General features: G+C 59.2%; 3 protein-coding genes. All 3 read left to right on the top strand.

Translation table 11 applies throughout. From position 1 onward, the window contains the following. Positions 1 to 47: 47 nt before the first annotated feature. Entirely contained in the window at positions 48 to 1187 is a 1140-nt protein-coding gene (locus OWC48_RS45715) for an ABC transporter substrate-binding protein (RefSeq protein WP_282525883.1), read from the top strand. Continuing rightward, the gene (locus OWC48_RS45710; RefSeq protein ID WP_282525882.1) at positions 1172 to 2938 is read left to right on the top strand and encodes an ABC transporter permease subunit; all 1767 of its coding nucleotides are present in this window, start codon (positions 1172 to 1174) and stop codon (positions 2936 to 2938) included. Before OWC48_RS45715 ends, OWC48_RS45710 begins: the two co-directional genes overlap by 16 nt. A gap of 63 nt (positions 2939 to 3001) precedes the next feature. Continuing rightward, the coding region (locus OWC48_RS45705) for an ABC transporter ATP-binding protein (protein ID WP_282525881.1) at positions 3002 to 4092 on the top strand (1091 nt) is incomplete at its 3' end.

The following is a 4092-nucleotide window of genomic DNA, read 5'->3' as shown; positions in this document are numbered from 1 at the left end:
ATATTATGCGCGGAACGGGTTAGTCTTGCTTAAAGGAGGGGAACGTCATGCGTGATCAGGATGCCAGTGACCATGCGCTTGGTGGCCTGAGCCGACGCTCGCTACTTCGATCGACGGCAGCGCTGTTGAGCATACCGCTCTTCGCCAAAGTCACCACAGCTTGGGCGGAGGAAAAGCTCGCGGGCAGTGGCGAGGTCGTCTATTTCAGCTTTGGCGGCTCTTTCACAGAGGGCGCTCAGCGAAATGTCTTTGATCCATTCACGAAAGCAACCGGTATCAAGGTCGTCAGCGTGACAGGGCAAAACTCCGAGCCTCTGATTAAGGCGATGCATCAGGCGGGCCGTGTAGATTGGGACCTCACCACCCTTACTGCGCGGGCATACCCCGATATGCATGATGCCGGGATGTTCGTGCCGATCGATTATGGCCTTTGGGATGATGAATCGGTCGAAGGAGTGCCAGCCCAGGCTCGGTTTAAGGACGCCGTCGTAGGATACCTGTACGCGATGGCGCTCGCTTACGATCAACGCGCCTTTCCGAAGAGTGGCCCGAAGAGTTGGGTAGATTTCTGGGACGTTAAGAACTTCCCGGGACCGCGCGGGCTCTACGCGACCGAAGCCAAGTTTAGCTGTCCGCCTGCGCTGCTCGCCGCTGGTGTTGCACCCAAGGATGTTTGGCCACTTACTGACGACAAGCTGGATCGCGCGTTCGAAAAACTCAACGAGATCAAGCCGCATGTCACGAAGTGGTGGACCGCCGGGGGCGAAGCACCTCAACTGCTGATCAATCGAGAGTACGCGATGACAGCTGCGTATGACGGCCGGCTGGTGAGCGCGATCAACCAGGGCGCACCGATCAAGCTTGTCTGGGATGGTGCTTGCCTGAACTACGCTTACTCGGTGATTCTGAAGGGAGGGCCCAACACAACGAACGCGCAGAAGCTTCTCGCTTTCATGAACCGGGCGCAGATTGCGGCTGCGTGGTCGCAAGGCACGGGCTATGCCGCACCGAATACGAACCAGCTCAAATATCTGCCGGCCGACTTGAGCCCGCTGCTCGCCGTAAATCCGGAGAACTCTTCGAAGTGCATCGTTGAGGACTCCGCCTGGCTCACGGCGAAGCGCCCGGACGGCAGGACCAATCTAGATCACCTTCAGGAGCGCTGGCTGGCATGGCGGGCACAATGAGTTCTGTTGCAATCACCGGACGGCCAGAATCTTCACGCGCTTCGGCATCAAGCCGGCCCACGCCGTGGGCCTGGTTGTTGCTGCCCGGATGCATCTTCCTCGCGGTGCTCTTCGTGGTGCCGCTCGGTGAGCTTCTGTTGCTATCACTTGGGATGCCGAACTGGACGCTATCTCATTTTCTGCGCATCGGCTCCAATCCAGCCTATATCACCGTCTTGCGCACGACGCTGGAGATCAGCGTTTCGGTGACTGCGCTGGCCTTTTTTCTTGGCTATCCCGTCGCCTACGCGCTCACAACGGGTGGGACCACACTGCGGACGTTCCTGCTAATCGCAGTTGTGCTGCCGTATTTCACCAGCGTTCTGGCGCGGACCTTCGCCTGGATCGTTCTTCTCGGGCGCAGCGGTGTCGTCAACGAGACCCTGCTTCAACTCGGATGGATATCCCAGCCTGTCCCCTTGCTCTACAACCGCTTCGGCGTGATCATTGGCATGACTCACATCGTCATGCCGCTCATGATCCTGCCGATGGTCACGGTCATGTCCGGCATCGACCAGAGGCTGTTGCGCGCAGCAAGAGCTAACGGTGCGAGCCCCCTTTCCGCCTTCCTGACGATTTTTCTGCCGCTCAGCCTGCCCGGTCTTATCGCAGGAATCTTGCTCGTCTTCATCTATTGTCTCGGCTTCTACATCACGCCCGCATTGCTTGGCGGCTTGTCGGATCTGACCATCACCAGCGCGATCAGCTCCCAGGTCGTCGACCAGCTAAATTGGAATTTTGGCTCCGCCCTCTCGATGCTCCTCCTGGTGGTCGTCCTGAGTATATTGTGGATCGGCTCGCGCTTCTTCCCGATCGAGCAGCTTTTGGGCTTCTCCGATGACCAAGGCGGCTCCAAGACAGCGCGACGCCAGATGGGAACGCAGTGGCTTATGCGCGTCGGCTCCGCAACCAACGCGCTCGATCGCTGGCTCCCTTCGATGGGCGGTCAAGGGGTTACGATGCTGGCTATCGTCCTGGCCGTTCTTCTGCTGCTGCCCGTCCTGATCGTGGCCTACCTGTCGTTCAGCTCGTCCTCCTATTTCGTCTTCCCCTTGCCAGGGTACTCGCTACGGAACTACCAAGCCTACTTTTCCGATGCACAGTGGTTACGCGCAACATTCGCCAGTATCCGCGTCGGCCTGATGGCGGCCGGCATGGGCACCCTGCTCGGTGGCATGCTTGCCTTCGGCCTATCGCGCGGTCGCATCCGCGGTCGCGGCGCGATGATCGCACTTGTGCTCTCGCCAATCATCATGCCGACCATTGTCGTGGCGATCGCGACTTATTTCCTGCTGGCACGGGTGGGGCTTCAGGGTACCGAGTTCGGCTTGGCGCTCGGTCATGCTGTCCATGCGATTCCCTACGTGGTGGTGATCGTGGTTGCCAATCTGCGTGATCTCAACCCGACCTACGAGCGGGCAGCCCGCAGCCTTGGCGCAGGGCCTCTGGCCACCTTCCGCACCATTATCGCGCCGCTCGTCCTGCCGGCATTCCTTGTGGCCAGCTTCTTTGCATTCCTGACCTCGTTCGATGACGTCGTCTACGTGCTGTTCCTGGGAATCGGACGGCTCACGACTTTGCCCATGCGCATGTGGGAGGGTATCCAGCAGGACATAAATCCCACCATTGCGGCCGTCGCTACGCTGCAGATGCTGTTTGCAGCGGTTGTTATTATCGTCGGTGCTATGTTGCGTCGCCGAAAGATCAGCTGAGGCGCGAACTCAGCAGATAGATCAAGCATGAACGAAGTAATTGGACTACTCTAGGGAGCCGAAATGTTGATGAAGACCGGGCTGAGCGGCACTGATGTGAAGATCGGAAGTATCGCGCTGCATAACCTTCAAAAACGTTACGGCAGCGCAACGGCCGTCGACGATGTCAGCCTTTCCATATCTCCTGGAGAGTTCATTTCGTTGCTGGGTCCGAGCGGCTCGGGAAAGACAACGACTCTGATGATGATCGCTGGTTTCGAGATGCCGGACAATGGTCAGGTGCTGCTGGATGACAGGGACATCACGCGTCTGCCGCCCCACCGTCGCGAACTCGGTGTGATTTTCCAAAATTACGCTCTCTTTCCGCACATGACGGTCGCCGAGAACGTTGCCTATCCGCTTCGCATGCGGCGTCTGCCCAAGGCGGAGGTCGAAGAGCGCGTGCGCCGCGTGCTCGACCAGGTGCACCTTGGCGCTCTGGCCTCGCGCTACCCGCATCAGATGTCCGGCGGGCAGCAACAGAGAGTTGCGATCGCCCGGGCCTTGGTATTCGACCCGCCCGTCCTTCTTCTGGACGAGCCCCTGGGCGCATTGGACAAGAAGTTGCGCGAGCATCTCAGAAACGAAATCAAGACGCTGCACAAGGAAGTCGGCAAGACGATGGTCTACGTCACGCACGATCAGGATGAGGCGCTCGCCATGTCCGATCGGGTCGCGGTGATGCATGAGGGCCGGATACGACAAGTCTCTGCACCGCAGGATATCTACCGCAGGCCAGCGGACTTGTTCGTGGCGAGTTTCGTCGGTGATGTTAATCTCATCCCTGCCACGCTCAGATCAGGCGTCGCTCACGGCGCGGCAGGCGAGAGGTTGCCCGCGGCGCCATGGACCGATGCGGACAGGGATGCCACGCTTTGCGTGCGGCCCGAACATTTGCGGCTCGACATGACGGCCGCAGACAATTCAGGTGGAATTCAAGGGCGCATCGTCAACATGACCTTCGTTGGGGATGCAACGATCCTTGAGTTCCGCAGCGATTCCGGATTGCAGCTGAAATCGAAGATGTTGAACATCGCGGTCGGAACGATGCCCCAGATCGGCTCTGCCTGCGTCGCCTCGTGGGCCGCAAGCGATGCAACTATCCTGACAGAGTA

It is taken from the genome of Bradyrhizobium sp. Arg816 (genome assembly GCF_029989365.1).
Classification (GTDB): domain Bacteria; phylum Pseudomonadota; class Alphaproteobacteria; order Rhizobiales; family Xanthobacteraceae; genus Bradyrhizobium.
Note: the sequence above shows the minus strand (reverse complement) of the source record. Positions and strands in the feature narration are given on the sequence as shown.